This is a genomic window from Campylobacter sp. RKI_CA19_01116 (assembly GCF_025771405.1).
GTDB lineage: Bacteria > Campylobacterota > Campylobacteria > Campylobacterales > Campylobacteraceae > Campylobacter_D.
In genome coordinates, this window is record NZ_JAKMQF010000004.1 from 117,907 (window position 1) to 139,556 (window position 21,650).

Annotated in this window: 16 protein-coding genes and 1 tRNA gene; 5 read left to right on the plus strand and 12 right to left on the minus strand. The window is 30.2% G+C overall.

The genetic code is table 11. The features are described 5' to 3' along the window. Positions 1-51: 51 nt before the first annotated feature. The 3 genes from L8U41_RS04655 to ccsA are packed head-to-tail and all read left to right on the plus strand — an operon-like array spanning position 52 to position 5,435. Positions 52-2,070 (plus strand): rhodanese-like domain-containing protein, encoded by a 2,019-nt coding sequence (locus tag L8U41_RS04655; protein ID WP_412175024.1) that lies wholly within the window; start codon positions 52-54, stop codon positions 2,068-2,070. 56 nt (positions 2,071-2,126) lie between these two features. Further along, positions 2,127-2,726 carry a SoxW family protein gene (locus L8U41_RS04660; RefSeq protein WP_263702658.1) on the plus strand — a complete coding sequence of 200 codons (600 nt, stop codon included), beginning with the start codon at positions 2,127-2,129 and terminating at the stop codon, positions 2,724-2,726. Positions 2,727-2,735: 9 nt separating this feature from the next. Beyond that, on the plus strand, positions 2,736-5,435 hold the full coding sequence (ccsA, locus tag L8U41_RS04665) for a cytochrome c biogenesis protein (protein ID WP_263727951.1): 2,700 nt from the start codon (positions 2,736-2,738) through the stop codon (positions 5,433-5,435). 1 nt (position 5,436) lies between these two features. Here ccsA and L8U41_RS04670 read toward each other — a convergent pair whose 3' ends face one another. The 10 genes from L8U41_RS04670 to L8U41_RS04715 all read right to left on the minus strand — a co-directional run bounded on the left by L8U41_RS04670 (position 5,437) and on the right by L8U41_RS04715 (position 15,303). Further along, positions 5,437-5,661, minus strand: coding sequence for a hypothetical protein (locus L8U41_RS04670; protein ID WP_039618362.1), 225 nt, complete (start codon positions 5,659-5,661; stop codon positions 5,437-5,439). Next, a complete protein-coding gene (lpxD, locus tag L8U41_RS04675; RefSeq protein WP_263727952.1) occupies positions 5,654-6,613 on the minus strand; it encodes a UDP-3-O-(3-hydroxymyristoyl)glucosamine N-acyltransferase in 960 nt (319 codons plus the stop codon). Before lpxD ends, L8U41_RS04670 begins: the two co-directional genes overlap by 8 nt. Then, positions 6,610-7,077: an acetolactate synthase small subunit gene (gene ilvN / locus L8U41_RS04680; protein WP_039628356.1), complete on the minus strand. Its 468-nt coding sequence runs from the start codon at positions 7,075-7,077 to the stop codon at positions 6,610-6,612. Before ilvN ends, lpxD begins: the two co-directional genes overlap by 4 nt. Next, the gene (locus L8U41_RS04685) at positions 7,074-8,783 is read right to left on the minus strand and encodes an acetolactate synthase large subunit (RefSeq protein ID WP_263702665.1); all 1,710 of its coding nucleotides are present in this window, start codon (positions 8,781-8,783) and stop codon (positions 7,074-7,076) included. The genes ilvN and L8U41_RS04685 overlap by 4 nt, the downstream gene beginning before the upstream one ends. An 83-nt stretch (positions 8,784-8,866) precedes the next feature. Further along, a complete protein-coding gene (locus L8U41_RS04690; protein WP_263702666.1) occupies positions 8,867-9,424 on the minus strand; it encodes a 2-oxoacid:acceptor oxidoreductase family protein in 558 nt (185 codons plus the stop codon). Continuing rightward, positions 9,421-10,266, minus strand: coding sequence for a 2-oxoglutarate ferredoxin oxidoreductase subunit beta (locus L8U41_RS04695; RefSeq protein ID WP_263702667.1), 846 nt, complete (start codon positions 10,264-10,266; stop codon positions 9,421-9,423). The genes L8U41_RS04690 and L8U41_RS04695 overlap by 4 nt, the downstream gene beginning before the upstream one ends. Before the next feature lies 1 nt (position 10,267). Next, on the minus strand, positions 10,268-11,392 hold the full coding sequence (locus tag L8U41_RS04700; protein WP_039626148.1) for a 2-oxoglutarate synthase subunit alpha: 1,125 nt from the start codon (positions 11,390-11,392) through the stop codon (positions 10,268-10,270). An 8-nt stretch (positions 11,393-11,400) separates the two neighbouring features. Then, the gene (locus L8U41_RS04705; RefSeq protein ID WP_039668439.1) at positions 11,401-11,715 is read right to left on the minus strand and encodes a 2-oxoglutarate:acceptor oxidoreductase, delta subunit; all 315 of its coding nucleotides are present in this window, start codon (positions 11,713-11,715) and stop codon (positions 11,401-11,403) included. A gap of 171 nt (positions 11,716-11,886) precedes the next feature. Further along, on the minus strand, positions 11,887-12,783 hold the full coding sequence (locus tag L8U41_RS04710) for a malate dehydrogenase (RefSeq protein WP_263727953.1): 897 nt from the start codon (positions 12,781-12,783) through the stop codon (positions 11,887-11,889). Between the two features lie 18 nt (positions 12,784-12,801). Next, a complete protein-coding gene (locus L8U41_RS04715; RefSeq protein WP_263727954.1) occupies positions 12,802-15,303 on the minus strand; it encodes an AsmA-like C-terminal domain-containing protein in 2,502 nt (833 codons plus the stop codon). On the opposite strand from L8U41_RS04715, the gene mltG reads away from it, so the two are divergent. Further along, positions 15,290-16,243, plus strand: coding sequence for an endolytic transglycosylase MltG (gene mltG, locus L8U41_RS04720; RefSeq protein ID WP_263727955.1), 954 nt, complete (start codon positions 15,290-15,292; stop codon positions 16,241-16,243). The genes L8U41_RS04715 and mltG overlap by 14 nt on opposite strands. On the opposite strand, the gene L8U41_RS04725 is transcribed toward mltG, so the two are convergent. Next, positions 16,244-18,772, minus strand: coding sequence for a DNA translocase FtsK (locus L8U41_RS04725; protein WP_412175025.1), 2,529 nt, complete (start codon positions 18,770-18,772; stop codon positions 16,244-16,246). It abuts the gene before it with no gap. A 353-nt stretch (positions 18,773-19,125) separates the two neighbouring features. Further along, complete coding sequence (gene flgL / locus L8U41_RS04730; RefSeq protein ID WP_263679453.1) at positions 19,126-21,348, minus strand: flagellar hook-associated protein FlgL; 2,223 nt, start codon at positions 21,346-21,348, stop codon at positions 19,126-19,128. Between the two features lie 157 nt (positions 21,349-21,505). On the opposite strand from flgL, the gene L8U41_RS04735 reads away from it, so the two are divergent. Continuing rightward, positions 21,506-21,592: transfer RNA gene (locus L8U41_RS04735), tRNA-Leu, on the plus strand. The last annotated feature ends 58 nt before the right edge of the window (positions 21,593-21,650 follow it).

Sequence of the window (21,650 nt, forward strand, 5' to 3'; positions counted from 1 at the left end):
GTCTTGAAAAATTTAATCACTCGACTTTTTATTGTCCTTTTTACTCTTTTTATGCCATCAGGATTTATTTTTGCTGAGGCTAATGGAGAAATAGGCTCAATAGAAGGTGTAAAAAGCATTAGCTTAGCACAAGCTCAAGAAATGCTAGATCAAAATAATACTTATTTTTTTGATGTCAACTCAGAGCAAGATAGACAAGCTAATGGCTATATACCTAATTCCATATCAACCTATGTGGAAAATTGGCAAAATTTACTACCTAATGATAAAAATGCAAATTTAGTATTTTATGGTTTAAATCGTTTTAGATTTGAAGCTTCTCAAGCTGCTGCAGTTGCTATAGAACTTGGCTATAAGAACTCTGTTGTAATGCTTGATGGCATTGAATCATGGGTAACTTCAGGTAGAAAAGTTGAAAAAATAGACACAGTTAAATGGGAAAAAGCTAAAGAAATTATCGAGTTTAAAGATACTATTCACTCAAGATTTAAATTTAGCAATACCCCATCTTGTCGTGATTGTCATGCTCAAAAAGGTAAAGGCATTAGGGCTGATATTGCAGCAAGTAAAAACTTAATCAATCAAAAATGCGCAACTTGCCATGAAAAAGCAAGCAATGCTTTAGCAAAAAGCGCTCATGGGGTGCAAGAGTTCTTACCTGCTCAAGATATACAAAAGAAAAAAGAAAAACCATCTTGTGCGACTTGTCACTCTATTCATGTTACCCCAAAACATTCAGGAATTTATTCACAAAAACAATTAGTCGATCAAAAATGCGCACAATGTCATAAACAAAAAAGCACAACTTTTCATATGACTTTCCATGGTAAAGGTATGGTATTAAGCACACCAGGTGAAACTCCAAGTGTTGCTACTTGTTCTGATTGTCATGGCAAACACAATATTTTAAAATCAAGTGAAAGAAGCTCAACTCTCTCGCCAATAAACCGTGTTCAAACTTGTAAAACATGTCACCCAAATGCAAATGAAAATTTCGTAAATTGGATGGCACATGCTGATCATAGTGATGGAGAAAAATATCCTGGATTACATGGTGCTTATATATTTATGACTATTTTGGTAATTTCTGTATTTGTTTTCTTTGGAGCTCATACTATACTTTGGTGCTTGCGTTTAATTGCTATGCGTATAAAATATCCTAAAGAATGGAAAGAAGCAAGAAAAGCAGCACATGAAGATAAAGTAAGAATAAGAAGATTTAGCACTTTCCATAGAATTCAGCATTTCTTTATGGCAGCTAGCTTTTTGGGTCTTGCGTTCTCAGGCTTACCACAAAAATTCTATGATTCAGCGTGGGCTAAACCTATGATTGATTTAATGGGTGGAGATATCATTAATGCAGCAACCATACATCATATTTCAGCTATAGTAATGTTTGCAGTATTTTTCTCTCACATTGGAGAAATCATCATTGTAAATTGGAAACGCCGTGATGTAGCAAGAGATCCAATCACTGGCAAAATAAGCTTTATGAAAGTTTTAAAAGCTACTTTTGGTCCTGATTCTTTAATGCCAAATTGGCAAGATTTTAAAGATATGAAAGATCATTTTAAATGGTTTTTTGGTTTTGGACCAAGACCGCAATTTGACCGCTGGACTTATTGGGAAAAATTTGATTATCTAGCAGTATTTTGGGGTATGTTTGTTATTGGTATTTCAGGGCTTATTTTATGGTTTCCTGCTTTCTTTGGTAAATTTTTACCAGGTGAAGCAATCAATTTAGCAACCCTACTTCACTCTGATGAAGCTTTACTTGCTACAGGATTTATTTTTGCAATTCACTTCTTTAATACACATTTTAGAGCAGATCGCTTCCCTATGGATATGGTGATTTTCTCAGGAAATGTTAGCGAAGAAGAGATTAAACAAGAAAGAAGCGTATGGTATAAACGCTTAAAAGAAAGTGGAAAATTAAGCACTTTATATGAAAATAAAAGTAATTTCAAAGCATATCAATGGCTAGCTAAACTTGCAGGATTTGCAATGCTAATCACTGGTTTGGTATTTTTATTTTTAATGCTTTATACTTTCTTTAACACTATCTTATAACCTTATTCGCTATAATAGCGAATAAGGACTTTTCCTAACTTTTTCAAGGATTTTAAATGTTTAAAACAATACTCACACTTAGTTTTTTAAGTATTTTTTTTATAGCTTGTTCTAATGAAGAAAAACTTGATTCTAATTTAATCTCAAGCGGTACACAAATTTCTAAAGAAAATTTGCAAAAAGCAAATGATTTAGATAAAAAATCTTATGAAGAAATAGCTCATTTATTTAAAGATAATACAAATATAAAAAGTGGTGATAAAAATATTTTAATCATTTTCAGCGCAAATCATTGTCTTTATTGTGATAAATTAAAAGAAGAGATTAAAAATGATAAAAAAATACAAGAACTTATAAAAGAAAAATACAGCTCATATTATATAAATATAAGCTATAAAAAAATTCATACATTTTATAAAAACCACAAAAGCGACTTAAGTACAGCTGAACTTTCTAGTATTTATGATATAGTAGCCACCCCTACTATTGTAATTTTAAACAAAAACAGTCAAACTTTGCTAAATTATCCTGGTTTTATTAGCGCAAAAAGATTAGGCGCTACAATGGAGTTTTTAAACCAAAAAGAAAATCAAAATTTAGACGAAGCAGCCATAGCACAAAAACTTATACATTTTTATAAAGAAAATAATATTTAAGGGTTAAAAATGCAGTATTTTTTTTCTTTTGCGATGAGTTTTTTACTAATGAGCATATACGCCATAGCTTGCGCTGTGGCAACCTTTATAGAAAATGATTTTGGTATTAGCGCAGCTAAAGCTTTGATTTATAATAATGCTTGGTTTGATATGTTGCATTTATTACTAGGTTTAAATTTAATCGGAGTGATATTTTATAACAAGCTTTTTCAAAAGAAAAAATACTCTATCTTGCTTTTGCATTTATCTTTTATAGTGATTTTAATCGGTGCTGGACTTACTAGATATTTTGGCTTAGAAGGAGGAATGCATATAAGAGAAAATCAAAGCTCTAACACCATAGTTGCTAGGGAAGAATTTATAAAAATTACTGATTTTGATACTAATGCTAGTTTTGAATTTCCTATTAGCTTTACCCCACTAACTCAAAAGCATTTTGAAAAAACTATTGACTTAAATGGCGAAAAATTAATCATAAGCTCCATCAAATACACTCCGCAAAAAGATTCTATTACACCTGCTAGCTTAAAATTAAATATTAATTATCAAAAAGCAAATACACAAATAATCTTAAATCCAAATTTTACAAACAAACAAGCAATGCATTTTAACTTACAGGGAAAAAATTTTACTATCAATTGGGGGCCCAAAGAAATCAAACTTCCTTTTGCATTACACTTAAAAGATTTTATACTTGAGCGTTATTTAGGCTCTATGAGTCCATCTTCTTATACTTCAAAAATTCAAATCATAGATGAGCAAAATAATATTAACTTAGATTATGATATTTTTATGAATAATATTCTTGATTATGGTGGATATAGATTTTTTCAAAGCTCTTATGATCAAGATGAGAAAGGCACCATACTTTTAGTCAATAAAGATCCTGGTAAAATTCCTACTTATATAGGTTATACTTTATTGATTTTAGGATTTTTATGGGTTTTATTTGACAAAAACTCAAGATTTCATCGTTTAAGTGTTTATTTAAAAAAAGGTCAAAGTTTTATATTGTTTATTTTGCTTTTTGCAAATTTACAAACTCCACTTTTTGCACAAGAAAATAAAAATGAAATTTTAAATTTAATCTCAAATTTGCAAAAAAATTCCTATGGGCATTCTCTAAATTTTGCAAGATTACTTGTGCAAGATCATAATGGTAGAATCAAACCTTTAGATACTTTGGCAATGGAGTTTGTTTATAAAATCACTCAAAAAGAAAAATTTTTAAATCTTCACTATGATCAAATTTTTCTAGCAATGATGATTTATCCTAAAGAATTTAGAAAAATCAAAATGATAGCTACAAAAACAAGCAAACTAAGAGAATTAATAGGTGCAGATATAAATGAAAAATACATAGCATTTGATGATGTGTTTGATAATGGGATATATAAACTGAGTAATTATATTGAGGAAGCTAACCGCAAAAAGCCCTCACTAAGAACTAGCTTTGATAAAGATTTGCTAGCCTTAGATGAAAAAATAAATCATGCATATTATATTTATAGTGGTCAAGCTTTAACTATTTTTCCTGATATTAATGAGCAAAGTTTAAAGTGGTATTCTCCGGTGCAAATTTTACCTTTTGCAAAAGAAGATGTAGAGCGTTTACAAATGCTTTTAGTTAGCTATTTTTTACAAGTTCGTAATGGTGTTGAAAATAATCAATGGCAAGATGCAAATGAAATTTTACAATCCTTAAAAGACTTTCAAAATCATTATGGAAGCAGTGTTTTACCACCAAAAGAAAGATTAGATCTTGAAATACTGCTTAATCATTATAATATCTTTGATAATCTAACTTTTGTTTATATTAGCTTTGCGTTAGTTTTTTTCTTTTTAAGTTTTTATACTATATTAAAAAATATTTCTTTATCTGCCTTTGTATATAGATTTTTTTACATCATTTTAAGCATGTGTGTAATCATACATGCGCTAGCTTTAATCATTCGTTGGTATGTAGGTGGGCATGCTCCTTGGAGTAATGCTTATGAAAGTATGATTTACATAGCTTTTGCTTGTGCGATAAGCGCTGTGATATTTTTTAAAAAATCACTTTTGGCTTTATGTAGTGCGAGCTTTTTAGCAGGTATTTCACTTTTTGTAGCTCATCTTGGCTTTATGGATCCTCAAATTGGAAATCTAATACCTGTTTTAAAATCATATTGGCTTAATATTCATGTATCGATTATAACAGCAAGCTATGGATTTTTAGCACTTTGTTTTATTATAGGGATTTTGAGTTTAATTCTTTTTACTTTAAGAAGTAAAAATAAAAATATAGATTTAAATATCACCAAACTACACTGCGTTAATGAAATGTCTATGATAATAGGGCTTGCAATGCTTACAATAGGAAATTTTTTAGGCGGAGTTTGGGCTAATGAAAGCTGGGGAAGATATTGGGGTTGGGATCCAAAAGAAACTTGGGCTTTGATTTCTATTGTAGTTTATACCATGGTATTACACTTAAGATTTATTTTCAAAACTTATTTTATTTTTGTTTTTGCAAGTGCTAGCGTTTTAGCCTTTTATAGTATATTAATGACTTATTTTGGAGTAAATTTTTACCTTTCTGGACTTCATTCTTATGCAAATGGCGACGCCTTCCCTATACCAACTTTTATATATGTTTTGATTGTGCTTAATTTTGTTTTAATTATTAGCGCAGGAAGAAAACGGGATTTAAATACGCCTAGTTTCTAAACTAGGCTTTGCTTTTTTCTATTTCTTGAAGTGCTAGGATAAGATCTTTTAAATTTTCATAAGGAATATGAACTTTCCAATCTATTCCATTTTCCTTTTTTAAAGCCACACCTATACTTAAGACATCATTGCTTCCTATACCATAAGGATTAGAAAGATTACAAAGGCTTATTTCTCCACTTTTACTACCATGTAATTCTATAGTTTTAAATACTTTTTTACTCATGTTTATCCCTAAAAGCTGTGATAATTTTTGCTTGAAATTTTAGCCAATCTTTTTGAAGCATGATAGGAAAACCACCATAAACCCTAGCACCTTCTAAATTTTTAGTGACCCCGCCTCTTGCGGCTATGGTGGCAAAATCTCCTATTTCTAAATGCCCGCTTGTAGCACTTTGTCCACCCATAGTAACATTTTTACCTAAAATACTTGAACCTGAAATTCCACTTTGAGCTACTATAAGACAATTCTCCCCTACTTCACAATTATGCCCTACTTGAACAAGATTATCAATCTTTGTACCTTGCTTTATGATAGTACTTTCAAAAACTGCTCTATCAATAGTCGTGCAAGCTCCAACTTCTACAAAATCTTCTAAAATAACATTTCCATTATGATAAATCTTATAATGCTCGCCATTTTTTGTATGCGCATAACCAAAACCATCACTACCTATAACACAATTTGCCAGCAAATGGCATTTTTTACCTATTTTAGTGTCATTATAAATCACAACATTTGGATGGATTATAGTATATTCACCTATACTTACATTATCGCCTATATAAGCACCTGCCATTATCACTACATGATCAGCTATTTGGACATTTTCGCCTATATAAACATTTGGCATAATCTTAGCACTTTTAGCGATTTTAGAATTTTTCTTTTCACTAGAAATTAAAGGTTTTGCAAAAAGCTTACTTAAAAGTGCAAAAGATAAATGTGGATTATCAACAACTAGCTTAATACAATCTTTTGAAACTAAATTTTCAAATTCTTTGGAGACTAATATAGCCCCAGCTCCACTAGTTGCAATTTTTTTAGAGTTTTTTTCTCCATCGCAATAACTAAGTTCAGTAAAACTTGCATTATTCAAAGAATTCAAAGCTGTAATTTCTATATCATCTCCACAATATTCTATGCCTAAAAATTTAGCAATTTCACTAATTTTCATTTTACCTCCATTAAAATAGAACCACTTCTAACAACACTAATAGGATTATACTTTTTCATGGTTTTTAAAAAGTTATCGATATTTTTTGCATTATCACTTGCCATTACTATAATAAACTCATCATCACTATAAGTCACACTGCCATTATAAGCTTTTAATATAGCATCTAAGCCTGCAAAATTTTCATTTAAAGCAATCTTTACCAAAGCTGTTTCTTTTTCTATAAAATCACTAGAATCAATCACCTTATAAGTAGGTATGAGTTTATGAAGTTGTTTAATAATTTGCTCAAAAACTTTTTCATCACCTAATGTTACGATGTTTATCCTTGAGAATTCTTTGTCATCAAGTGGAGCAACTGTAAGAGATTCTATATTATAACCACGCCCTGAAAAAAGCCCAACAACGCGTGATAATACCCCATGTTCATTTAATACAATGACAGAAATTACCCTTCTTTTCATTTTTTATCCTTGTTTTTATAACTAGGTAAAATCATATTATAAATTGCTCCACCTGCAGGCACCATAGGTAATACATCTTCATAACGATCTATAGCTACATTTAAAACACAAGTTTTTTTAGATTCTAAGGCTGCTTTAAAAGCTTTTTGAAATTCTTCTTTACTAAAGACATTATAACCTTCACAATGAAAACCTTTAGCAATAGTAACAAAATCAGGCTGGCTTGTTAAATCTGTATTAGAAAATCTTTCTTTATAAAACATACTTTGCCATTGTCTTACCATGCCTAAAAAAGAATTATTTAAAATGATATTAATCACTTTGATTCCATAGGCACTTGCTGTCATTAGTTCTTGGATATTCATTAAAAAAGAACCATCACCTACAAAATTTACCACCATTTCTTCACCCACAGCTAATTTAGCTCCAAGCGCAGCTGGTAAAGAATAACCCATAGTCCCTTGCCCACCGCTTGTTGCAAGTTGTCTTGCATAATTAAAAGGATAAAATTGTGCTACCCACATTTGATGTTGCCCTACATCAGTAATTATCCTTACATCAGGAGCTAATCTAGCACATTCTTCTATAACCCATTGAGGTTTTAAAACTTCATCACTATCTTCATAGATTAAAGGATATAACTGTTGATATCTTTGTAAAGTTTTAAACCATTCTTGGTATTTTGTATTATCAAAACTTTCTTTTTTTAATTCTTCTAAGGTATCTAAAATAACACTTTTAATATCCCCAACTATAGGAAAATGCGCTTCGATGATTTTAGAAATAGAGCTTGGATCTATATCAATATGAACGATTTTTGCACCCTTGGCAAACTCACTTGTTTTACCAGTAATCCTATCATCAAACCTAGCACCCACAGCAATGAGCAAATCACACTCACTTAAAGCAATATTTGCACAATAACTCCCATGCATACCTGCCATTTTTAAATTAAGCTTATCATCACTTCTTAAAGTCCCTAGAGCCATCAAAGTTTCAACTGCAGGAATTTGACAAAAATGAATTAATTCTCTTAATTCATCACTAGCATTAGAAGCCACACAACCTCCACCTAGGTAAAATAAAGGTTTTTGAGCATTTTTAATCAAACTTACTAATTTTTTAATTTGCTTGATATTTCCTTTATAGGTTGGCTTGTAAGTTTTCATAGAAATTTCTTTAGGATAATGCCATTTACCTATAGCAGCAGTAACATCTTTAGGTATATCAATATGCACAGGCCCTTTTCTACCTGTGGTTGCAATATAAAAAGCTTCTTTTAAAATTTTAGGTAATTCTTCAATATTTTTTACTAAATAATTATGTTTTACACAAGGCCTTGAAATACCTATAGCATCGATTTCTTGAAAAGCATCGGTTCCTATTAAAGAATTTGCAACTTGAGCTGAAATTAAAACTAAAGGTATAGAATCACTATAAGCAGTAGCCAAGCCTGTAACTGTATTGGTAAAACCAGGTCCACTTGTAACTACTGCCACACCAACCTCACCACTCATTCTAGCATAAGCATCAGCACTATGTAAGGCCGCTTGCTCGTGTCTAACTAAAATGTGTTTAAAATGAGTTTGCTTATAAATTTCATCATAAATATTTAAAGCCGCACCACCAGGATAACCAAAAACTACTTTAACATTTTCTTCTTTTAATGCTTCACAAATCATTTGCGAGCCATTTAGCTCTTTCATTATTTTACCTTTTTGCTTAAAATGGAAAATATTATAACGATAATTTAATAAATATTATTTTATAAGGAGAGTTTCTTGAAAAATCAAGAAACTACTTGTGCTTTTTTAGCGTATTCTATACCTAAATCAAAAGCTTTTGCATTTGCTTCTTTAGTTTTTGCAGGTACCATATCAAGCATAGTTTGTTTTAACGCATCAATATCAATACATTTGCTCATATAAGCAGCTATAGCTAAAGCAACAACTGATTGAGTGGCTACATTACCTACTTCTTCTTTAGCTATAGTAATAATAGGAATTTCAAAAATTTTCCATCTAGCATAATCTTCTTTGCTTGGATGAACTAAATTTGGCTCTACAACTATAACACCGCCATCACAAACACCATCTTTGAAACTATGATAACCCTTATCAGCAGTTGAAAGCATAAAACTAACTTCACCTTCTACTGCATAAGGAAAAAAGATTTCACTTTCATCAATGATAATATCAACCTTAGTTGGTCCACCTCTAACTTGAGAAGTATAAGTAGAAGCTTTAAAAGCATTGCATCCTTCTTTAATGGCAGCTTTAGCTAAAATTTCACCTGCAGTGATAACCCCTTGTCCACCTTCACCGCAAAATCTTAATTGATATTTCATTTTAATGCTCCTAAATCAACCATTCTTTTTTCTTTCAAGGCTCTTCTAACTTCTTCATAAGCCTCACAATATTCTGTTTTACTTTCATCTTGATGCAAAATTCCTGTAGGGAATTTATCTGCTCTTTGCTCATAGTCTAATTGTTCAAATTTAGACTTATCCACACAACGATTTTTAATCCAATCAAGCATGCTTACAGCTTCACCCATTTTATTTTTTCTACCAAGATTAATATGGCAGTTTGAAAATACATCTACAAAACTATAACCTTTGTGTGATAAAGCTTTAAAAATGATATTTTCAAGTTTATTTGCCTCAATAACATTTGTTCTTGCTACAAAAGAAGCCCCAGCAGCTTTAGTAAGCTCACAAGCGTCAAAATTTGGATCTATATTACCTGCTTGAGCAGTAACAGTATAAAAACCTTGTGGGGTAGTTGGTGAAGTTTGTGAATTTGTAAGACCATAAATAAAATTATTAATTAAAATATGAGTTAAATCTATATTTCTTCTACATCCATGGATAGTGTGATTTCCACCAATTGCTAAAGTATCACCATCCCCACTTACTACGATTACATGTTTTTTAGGATTTGCCAGTTTAATCCCTGTTGCATAAGCAATAGCTCTACCATGGGTAGTATGCACTGTATTACAATTTACATAAGAACTCATTCTACCACTACAACCTATACCAGAAACTAAGCAAACATCATCCATATTCCAGCCAAGTTTTTGAATAGCCCTAATAATAGCTTTTAAAACAACTCCATCCCCACAACCCCAGCACCATTGTGTTGGAAGTTTATCCACTCTTAAATATTCATCGTAATTAAAAGCCATTTTACATATTCTCCTTTACTTTAGCAATAATTTCACTTGGGGTTATAGGGCGACCATTTGCACGGTGTAAGCTAATAAAATCATCTCTTTTGCTTACTCTTTGAATTTCTTCTAAATATTGCCCCATATTAAGCTCGCTAACCATAACTTTTTCAAATTTAGATACCACTTGAGCTATTTTTTTCTCAGCTACTGGATAAAGCGTGATAGGTCTAAAAAGCCCTACTTTTAAACCCTCTTCTCTAAGTCTTAAGATAGCTTCTTTAGCAGATCTTGCAACACTACCATAAGCAATGATTAAAAACTGCGCATCATCACACATAAACTCTTCATAAGTACAAATTTCATCGGTATTATTTTTAATCTTACCAAACAATCTTTTCATATTTTTATCTACTATCGCTCCATCTTCGGTTGGAAAACCTATATCTCCATGATGAAGTCCTGTGATATGATAACGATAACCTTCAAAGAAAGGATTTAGTGTAGCAGCTTCATTTTCCCCTGCCGCATAAGGTTTATAATCTTTTTTATCTCCTGTAAATTTTTTACGGTTAATAATTTCTAATTCTTCTAAATCAGGTAATTTAGCCTTACCATTCATATGTCCTATGGTTTCATCTAAAAGCAAAAATACCGGAGTCATGTATTTTTCAGCTAAATTAAAAGCTCTAATAGTTTCAGTGTAAGCTTCCTCTAATGAAGCAGGAGCTAAAGCTATACTTGCATAATCTCCATGTGTTGGAGCTTTGGCTTGAAACAAATCTCCTTGTGCAACTCTTGTTGGAAGACCAGTGGATGGACCACCTCTCATAACATTTACAATTACTAGTGGAATTTCAGCTATAAAACCCAAACCAATTTGCTCAGCTTTTAAAGAAATTCCAGGTCCACTACTTGCTGTCATAGACTTAACACCACTCATAGAAGCACCCAAAGCCACACTAATACCTGAAATTTCATCTTCCATTTGTATAAAAGTACCATCATTTTTTGGTAGCATATGGCTTAATTCATGTGCTATTTCAGAACTTGGGGTAATTGGATAACCACCAAAAAATTTACAGCCACAATCAATCGCAGCTTTTGCTACTAAAACATTACCTGTTGATATCACTTCTCTCATTGTTTTTCCTATGCGTTTAATTTTTTATATTTATTTTCTTTAACAGCTTGTGCTCTTTCTTTGGCTTCTGGCGTAAGCTTTGCAAATTTAAACTCATCTCTTTTTGCAACAAAAATTGCAAAATCAGGGCAGTGACTTTCACATTCACTACAGCCTATACAAGAATCAGGATGAACCACTTCTATCATCTGTCCTAAAACTGCACTGATTTCATCTCTCATTGCTAAAACTCCAGCTGGACAATAGCTAACACAGATATTACAAGCTTTACATCTTGCTTCATCAACCCAAACCGGTGTATTTTCTGGGGCTACCATTAAAATTCCTTTCTAATTTTTTGTTATTTTTAATGATTTTTTATCAAAAGTTATTTTTAAAACAAACTTTTTATTATAGCGAATTTATAGCATGAGTAAATATTATTTAAGATATAAAGTAAAACAAATAGGTATTTATAACGCAAAGTAACATTAGGAGTAAAAAACTCCTAAAAATTATTTATAATTATATTGAATGAGAGAATTTTCTAATGCAATTTGTTCTTGATCGTCTAATTTTAACTCCAAAATTTCAAGCACCCCATCAAGACTTATCCTTGCCATAGCACCAAAAGCTTTTTCTTTTATGCCGTATTCTCCATCTAAAATCACACATATTGGTAAAAATTCTCCACTTTTTAAAGCCTCTATCATCCTCACACAAGCACTTGCAGGGGCTAAATATGCTGAAGTTTTTAAGTGTTTAATAATTTTAGCACCACCGGTTTTAACTTCTTGTTCTATTTGAACAAGATCATATTCATTTAAAACCTCATTTAATGCTTTGTTTTGAACTTTACTTTGAGATTTTACTAAAACCATGCTATCATTGTGAAAACCTATAAGCTTAGTATCTATATAAGAAGTTTTTATATTTAGTTTTTTACCCACTTCATATTTAAATCTAGCATTATCCAAAACGCCTGCCATAGCAATGATTTTCTTTGATGAAAATAATTTACTTTCATAAAGAGCATCCAGTAAAAAATCTACAGGATTGCTTACTATAATAAACAAAGGATCGTTGTTAAATTTTTTAATATTATTGGCACACTCAAGCATAATTTTAGCATTAATAGCAAAAAGCTCATCCCTACTTTGACCTTCTTTTCTAGCTACTCCCGCACTAAAAACAACCACTTGAGAATCTTTTGAGTGCGCATAATCATCCGTGCAAGTTATTTTAATATCAAAATTAAAAGCAGCTATGCTCTGACTTAATTCCAATTCTCTAGCAAAAAGCAAATCTTTATTAATATCAATCAAAACAAGCTCATCAACCAACTCTCTTAAAATCAAAGCATAAGCAGTACTTACACCAACATTTCCTGCGCCTATGATAGTGATTTTCATTTTTTCTCCTTTTTGCGTTTATTTCACTAAATTAGCTGGTAATTCAAAAATATTTTTAATTAAATGATAAGGAAGTTGCAAGCTTTGTGCAATAAGCTGGGTCTTAAATTCAGGTTCATCCACTGTTCCGCTTAATTTAATTTGTGTACTAATTTGCCTATCTTTACCTAATATAATTTGATTGATAATTGGAACTTTGGAAATAACCGAACTGGCTGATTTTAGCGTTCTAAGTTCTAATAAACCATCCACTTGATTGCTTCTTAAATTGATTTTAACTTGACCTAACACATCTGCACTATCACCATTAAAATTAAGTGCGTCTATTTCAAAAAGATCTTTTTTACGATTAAAACTTATACCAGCATTTTCAACACTAAAGCCTTTTTCATTAAAGGTAGGCGCCTTAAATAAAATTAAACTAGGTATGGTATCAATAAAACTTAAAAGCTGTTGATGAAATTTCAAATCTTTTAAATAAGTATCTTTAAATAAGAACTTACCTTTGAAAAAATCAGTACTATTGCCATCTACATAAAGATTAAACTCACCTTTTTCAAAAACATTTTGGCGCATAAAGGTGTTTAGAAAATCATCATCCATTTTTAAAGCTCTAATTTGCATTTGATTTTCTTTAAACAAAAAATCAAATCTAGATTCATTTCTATTTGCCCAAGCTTTTACGGAATCTTTTTTAATTTTAGCGTCAAATTGATCAAAATCTAAGGTTTTATTAAAATCTTTTAAAATCAAATCTATATTTTTACCACTAATATTATAAGTTGAATTTTCAAGAGTATCTAAAGTATTTTCTGTATCTTGCTGAGAAATCAATAAATTAATATTATTTAAAGTAATATTTACATCATCATTGTCTTTTTGTGCAAAAATACTACCACTTACACTAGTTAAATTAAAATCATTACCTTTTATTTTTATATTAAAACTATCATATTCATAAGGATTATTATCTTTATAGAGCAAAAATGATTCAAAAGTAGTATTATTAATATCTACATTAAAATCTTGGAAATTTAAAGTATTTAAAGATAATTCCCCATCATGCACTTTATTTTTTTGCATTAATTTAGAATAATTTTTATATTTTGCAAGTTTTTCAACATAAACAGACATACCTTGATCAAAATTTAAAGTTGTGGTAAATTCTTTATTATATAAACTAATATTTTTATCAAAATCAAGGCTTAAATCAAGAAATTTATTTTCCATTTTTAAGCTCTCTTGTGGTAGTTCTAAGTTTGTTATAAAGGTTTTAAAATCACCTTTTTTTTGCTTCAAATCAACACTTGCATTAAGATCACCATTAATCATACTACTTTGCACGCTTGCATTTTGTATATCTAGCTTATCTTTTTTTAAAGTAAGATTTGCTTGAGTTATCTTAAAATCACTTATATTTGTATTTGAATTAATAATATTAAAACTACCATTATAAGTAATTTTCTCAGGATGGTCAAAAGGAATTTTTAATACTAAATCAGTCTTTGCGACACCATTATTTTGTAAAAATGGTAATTTTATATCATATAAAAGCAAAATTTTATTAACCCTATAATCAGCTCTAGCATTATCACTTTTAATACGTATATAAATTCCTGCTTTTTCATTTAACATATTATCTATATAAATTTGACTTTGAGTTAAATCATAATTATTAAAACGCAAATCATCATAAATAAAATCAAGTCTTTGTTTAGCAAATTCAAGTCTTACAAAAGGACTTACGATAGGATCTATGCCTTTATCTAAAACTACTTTTAAATTATTTACATAACCTTTGGCATTGATATCGTTTAAATAATATCTATGCTTTCCAAAGTCTGCAAAACCGCTTAATTTTTCTATAAAATAAAAATCAGCCTTTACCTTACCACCCACCCAAAGAGCAAGATTAGAAGGCAAATGCACTCCATTTTCTACTAAAATATCAAAAATTTGCGAAATATTATTTGAACTGATATTTTCTAATTCATAAGCAATCTCTTCTCTTTTGAGTGAAAATTTAACATCACTTTTTAAAAAATCACTATCGATTTTACCTTTAAAAGTATAAAATTTTGTCTTAGGATTAATAAGCAAGGAGCCAATTATGCTAAGATTATGATCTTTTAAAAGAAAATTATCAATATTAGCTTGTATATTTTTATCACTAATTTTTAAATTCACTTTTACTAAAAGATTTTTACTGTTTACAAAAAATAAATTATTTTTATAAATTAACTCCACAGGATAGTTATTGACAAACATTTCATCAATATTGATTTCTTGAAAAAACCAATAAATATATTTTACATCTTTAATAAGCTGCACAGCTTTACTTGCGCTAGTTTCATTTTGAGCACTTTGACTTTGAGAATTTACTACGACTTTTTTAGCATTTAAAATGAGTTTTTTATCTAATTTAATATATAATTTCTCTAACTTAATAGAAGAAAATTCTAATTTTTCTATATAAATTCCATTTTTGAGGTAAATAAACAAAGCAATGAAAAGTATCATAGGTAATGCTAAACATTTAAGAATTTTTTTAATATGTTGTGACTTGATTTTAATTTTTCTTTTATCCATTTTTTATTATCTACTTTTACCTATAAAAACAAACTCTGTGGTTTTTATACCACAAGGTTCTGTTAGCAAGATTATAACGCAATTAGATAAAAATAACTATAAAATGAGCAGTATTGATAAATATGCTTTATATTTTTTGGGCCATCCACAATCTGGCTGGATAAATATAGGCACAAAAGAACTAAATAGAGCTGAATTTTTACATAAGCTTACCGTCGCTAAAGCAGCGCTTGAAACTATTACTTTAATTCCTGGAGAAACAACTGAAATTTTCTTTGAAGAATTAGCACCAAAGTTAAATTTAAATGCTAAAATCTTAATGCAGGAATTTTATAAACAAAGTCCTTTTAAAGAAGGTATGCTTTTTCCTGAAACTTATAAAATTCCAAAAGGTATCACAGAAGAGCTTTTAGTAAAATATCTTTTGGCTTACTCTGTAAGTGAATTTAAAAAACTTTCTTATAAAATTTTTAGAGAATATAATGAAAAAAAATGGCATGAGTATATCATCATAGCTTCCATTATACAAAAAGAAGCAGCAAATAATGAAGAAATGCCTATAGTTTCATCTGTAATTAGAAATCGTTTAAGAAAAGGTATGAAGCTTCAAATGGATGGAACATTAAATTATGGAAAATACTCTCATGAAAAAATCACTCCACAAAGAATAAGATCAGATAATAGTTCTTACAATACTTATAAATTTAATGGCATACCAAAAGAAGCTGTGTGCAATGTTTCATTTGAAGCTATCAAGGCAGCTATTTTTCCTGCTAAAACAGAATATTTATACTTTGTAAGAGATAAAAAAACTAATAAGCATATTTTTACCTCTACTTTAAAAGATCATAACAAGGCAATAAGAAATTGATTATAAAATTTCTCTTTGGCCTTTTGCATCAGGTTCGCTTAAAACACCTGTTTGTGAAAGTTGTTCTATAATATTTGCTGCGCGGTTATAGCCTATTTTTAAGCGTCTTTGCAAATAAGAAATACTAGTTTTTCTATCTTCTAAGATTACAGCCTTTGCTTCTTCATAAAGTTCATCTAAATCCCCATCATCAAATTCACTTCTTTTATAAGATCCATCTTGGCTATCATCTTTTAAAAAGCTCTCATCATATTCTACTACTTGTTGAGCTTTTAAAAACTCTACTATATTTTCGATTTCATTTTCGCTTGCAAAAGGTGCATGCAAACGCACTAAACCACTCATACCGGGAGGGGTAAATAAACAATCCCCACGCCCTAGTAAGCTTTCAGCACCCATAGAATCTAAAATAACCTTAGAGTCTATCTTTTGCCCTACTTTATAAGAAATTCTACTTGGTAAATTTGCTTTTACAACACCAGTAACAACATCTACTGAAGGGCGTTGTGTAGCTACGATTAAGTGGATTCCACTTGCTCTTGCCATTTGTGCTAAGCGACCTATATAAAACTCAACATCCTTACCCGCAGTCATCATTAAATCAGCCAACTCATCGATAATCACTACAATAAATGGTAAGATTTCACCACCTTGTTCTTTGATTTTTTCATTGTAATTTTCTATATTTTTAGTTTTTGCTTCAGCCATCAAACGATACCTGCGTTCCATTTCAGCCACCATATTTGATAAAGCATTTACCGCCTTTTTAGGATCAGTAATTACCGGTGTAAGTAAATGTGGAATATCATTATAAATACTAAATTCAAGCATTTTTGGATCTATCATCATAAGTCTTAAGGTTTTTGGTGAATTTCTATAAAGCAAAGATAAAAGCATAGAGTTAATTCCCACACTTTTACCACTTCCTGTAGTTCCTGCTATTAAAAGATGAGGAAGCTTTTTAAGATCTGTGATGAAAGGATCACCTACTATATCCTTACCTAAAGCTATAGTTAAAGGTGAGCTAGAATTTTTAAATACCTCACTTTCTAAAATTTCTCTTAAGTAAATCGTATCGATTTTTTCATTTGGGACTTCAATTCCTACTACATCTTTACCTGGGATTGGAGCTTGAATTCTTATAGTTTGAGCTTTTAAAGCCATAGCCAAATCATCTTGTAAAGATAAAATTTTACTCACTTTAACATCTGCTGCTGGACGAAATTCAAAAGTAGTTACAACAGGACCTGTGTAAGTTCTAACTACATCGCCACCTATTTTAAAGCGTCTTAATTTTTCCAATAAATCATAAATTTTTCTATCGATTTCTTCTTCATTGATTTCACTTTTGCCTTCTTTTGGCATGGTTAAAAAATCTAAAGGTGGTAAAGAAAAATCTTTTGGTTTTTCAAAATTTCCAAAATCAAGATCTTTCAATAAAACTTTATTTTCACTCACTTCATTAGTGATAGAATGGTGTGTTTTGTTTTCTACTACTTCCACTATAGGCTCTTGAGTAATTTCAAATGGAACTTTTTCTTCTTTAACTTCAATTTGTACTTCTTCTACCACAAAAGGACTTTCATAGTTTCTTTTACCTCTTAGTTCTTCTATACTAACAGGCTTAGCAAAATCATCTTCACTAAAATCAAGTTCTTTTACTTCATTTTGCGGAATAAAATCTTCATCTTTAAAATCTTTCACCCCTAAAAAGCTAGTTTTATTTTGAATTTTTTTAAACTCAGCTTCTTTTTGTGCTTCTATAGCATTTAATTCTTCAATTTTTTTAAAATCCTCATTAAGTTCTTCTAAAATTTTTTCTTTTTGTAAAGCTTTATACTCTTCTAGCAATTTAGCTTTTTGCAGCATTTGCTCACGCTCTTTAAGCTCTTTGGCAAATAAAGAATTTTCTTCTATCACTTCTTCTTTGTTTTCATTTAAGTCCATATTACGTCTTTTATAACTTGGCTCATCTAAATTTTTACTTTTTAAAGTTTGAGTATAAATATCTTCACTATTATTTTTATATTTTGACAAATACTCTTCAGGGGTCATTTCATCTTCCTTTATATTTATTTGACTAGCTTTTTGAGCAAAACTTGCAATAGGCTCTGAAAGCTCATGAATATAACTTGAGCTTAATTTTTTATCCTCTTCACTAATTATCACTTCTTCTAATTCTTGATTTTTCAAATCTTCAAGATTGAATTTTTTATTTTCTTGAACCTCTTGTTTTGGCAACTCTTCTTTCTCAACGAGTTCTTCTTTTTTTTCTTTAATTAAAAGCTCTTGCTTAAGTTTTTCTTGCTCTTCTTTGGTTTCATTTTCATACTTATCACCACCAAAAAAGCCAAAAATTTTATTTTTAATTAAAGTTTCGAGTTTTAAATAAAAATCAAAATCAAGATCTATTTTAAACACTTCTTTGATAATTTGCGGAAAAGAAATACTAAAAGCAAAAGCTAAAAGCAAAATCACTAAGATTAAACTTCCTATTTTTCCAAAAAGTCCATCTAAAATCACAAACATAGCAGAAGCTATATAACCTTTATCTTGCAAAAATGCTGAAGCAAAAATAAGCGAAGCAAAAATGCAAGTAAAGATAGCTACACTAAATCTACGCTCAATAAGTTCAAAGTTATAATCATTTTTATATAAAAGATAATTAAACCAAAAAAAGACAAAAGGATAAAATTTAGTCAATGAGCCAAATAAAAAATAGCTAAGTTTTGCTAAAGAGTATCCTATAATACTTACTAAAGCTTGATCAGGTATCAAAGCACTTAGACAAAAATAAAAAATAAAAACATTAGAAATGATAAAAATAGCTTCTTTTTTTATAACACATCCTTTTATAAATAAAAAAGCTATTATATCAAAAATTATAAGTAGTTTAATAAACTCATTTGAGAAATTTTAGAAGTAGCTGAAAGCATAGCTTGATAAGAAACCATAGTTTGCATAAACATCATATATGTTTGCCCATAATCAGCATCAGTCACTCCACTTTTTATAGAAGCAACATTAACATTTAAAAAAGTCATTCTTTTGTTTGTTTCTTCTATGTTGTTAGTATAAGCTCCTATGGTTGTTTGCATTTTTCTAACATGATCTTGTAAATGATCAATCCTTTCTAATGCGCCTTGTAAACCTGTATTTCTAGGATCACTTCCTTCTGAATCAGCCCTCATGCTACCGTTTAAAACCGCATCTATCATCTCGTCCAAATCTTTAATCAAATCAATATTTGGATCATCGATAGTTAAAGAATTATTTGCACTAAATACAAAACCTGAACCATTGCTTACTTCTCCTGCTGGGGGAAAGCCGCTATTTGAATTTGAATCTTTGATGGTAAGACCTATATTTGTATTAGTTGAAAATTTATCAGTAATACTTATACGACCTTTATAGTCCATACTAACCTCAACAAAACCCTTAGAATCAGCTATGTCTTGTTGGATAGTTTGAAAATCATTATTATTAATAGTTCCGTTTGCATTTGGAGTAATAGTTGCTGTAGGAACATTATCGCTTGCAAACATACCTATAATATCATTTAACTGACCATAGGTAATATCTTCAGGTCTTGTTTGCATACCCACTGAGGTTCCAGTTGCTTCATTATATTGAGAATGAGTAATAGGAAAACTAATGGTTTGATCCGGATTATTTGGATCAGGATAACTTACAGTAGAATTTTCTAAATCAATAGTTACATTATATTTTTGACCGCTTCTAGAAGTGATTTCCATTTGAAGTTGTTGGCCATCCATGCTACCATTAGCATTTGCAACGACTTCACTTAATTTTGTACTATCAGTAGCATACTCACTAGTGCCTTTAATCACTTGAGAAACATTTCCAAAAACAGTATTGCCATCTTTTTCAAAAGGCACATCAAAGTCAGCTCCATTGGTTTTATTACCATTGATATTGCTTTTTATAAAGTCTGTTTTGTAAATATCAACAGTAAATTGCTCACCGCCAACTTCCACAGTTACTGGACTTTTAGTATTATTTAAATCTCCATTATGCGCTGCTTGCATAATGCGATTGGTAACTTCGTCCATGCTGATACCTTCTCTTTGAGCAGCCTCACTTAAGGCTTTAATTTGCTCTGCGTCTTGAAGTTGTGGTGTCATGGCAACTGCATGAAAATCTAAAGAACTACTTCCTTCTTTTAAACTCTTTATTTCTATTTGGCCACTATCATTCAATGCGACCTTAACAACCTCATTTCCCTCTGTGTTGCCATATAGCTTTCCAATATTTTCTAAAACATCTTCAATTTTAGCATCAGGATCTATATCCAAAGTGGCTTTAAAACTTGTTCCATCGGGTCTAACGCCTTGAATATACATTGATGAGTGTGGAAAAGGAAGTTTCTCATCATAACTATCTTCGAAATTTTTATCAGGATCAAGTTTGCCATTTTGAACATAATTTTGGCCTATTAAATGCGAAAATTTAGACTCTCCTGTTAAATATTCTTTTTTATCCGGATAACGAGCATCAGTGAAAGAAACATTTGTTGAAATGATTTTATTTATATTTGAATCAGGTTTAAAAAATAAATCCCAACCAGGTATATTATAAGGAATTTGCGTGCCAGCACCACTAACCACAAAAATATTATCTTTATTGCCAGTATAGTTTCCATATTTATCAAAAGGCATATTAGCACTATTTGATCCTGCAAACAAATACTGCCCATTAATGCTAGTATTGGCAATATTTACAATAGAATCTCTCACAAGTTTAAGTTCTTTCGCTATAGCTTCTCTTGATTCTTGAGAGTTACCATCGCTTGCAGCTTTTGTTAAGAGTGTTTTAAATTTTTCCAAAAGTTCAGTGATATTTTTTAAAGCCGTATCTGTGTTTTTTGCTAATTCCATAGCTGATTGAGTTCCTTCAATTACCTGACCTATATTAGCTAGTTCATATTCTAATCTTGAACCATTAATATAAGTATTGGCATTTTCCCAAGAGTGCTGTATAAGTTGACCTGTTTGTAATTGCAAATTATATTTATTAAGTAAAGACTGACCATCCGTGTAATTTTGTATAGAAGTGTAGTAAGTATACTGGTTACTAATTCTCATTATCTTGCTCCGCAAATAAATTTTTTAATTATTTACAAGCAAAAAAAGTTCCAATTTTAAAGATATTTTAATTTACTATATAAATATTTTTATATTGCTTTAATTTTTTTTTAGTATAATTTTACATTCTATATTTTTAATCTAAAATCTTAAAAAAGCCCGAGTGGTGAAACTGGTAGACGCGCCAGACTCAAAATCTGGTAAGGGCAACCTTGTGTCGGTTCGAGTCCGACCTCGGGCACCATTTGTTTTTTTACTCCCAAGTGTTTTTTTGGTAAATTATATTCAAAATATTAAAAAAG